The sequence below is a fragment of the Gilvimarinus sp. 1_MG-2023 genome, from assembly GCF_030548285.1.
In genome coordinates, this window is record NZ_JAUOSC010000730.1 from 1 (window position 1) to 297 (window position 297).

1 protein-coding gene is annotated in these 297 nt (G+C 50.8%); it reads right to left on the minus strand.

What is annotated here, in order from left to right:
* On the minus strand, positions 1-297 hold a 297-nt coding region (locus Q4563_RS18795; RefSeq protein ID WP_303605595.1), incomplete at both ends, for a tetratricopeptide repeat protein.

The window sequence follows — 297 nt, forward strand, 5'->3', positions numbered from 1 at the left end:
CGCTTCTTCAGCATCATCCGGCTGGTATTTGTTGTATGCCAAAACGGTCGCGTAAGCAGCTTCCGGTGCCAGCTCATGATCAGGGTAATCGTAGGCTACGATCTGGTAATGGTCGCGAGCCTGTTGATAATTACCCAGTTCATAGGCGATTTCTGCCAACAGGAAGTGAGCTTCCGGTGCATCTTTTGCGTCTGGGACACTGCGTAAATAAACGTCATACCATTTGGCGGCTGCAGCGTAGCGTTCGGCTTTTTCTTCATCACCCTCGGTTTGTTGCGCCCAGCCATGGTTGAATTT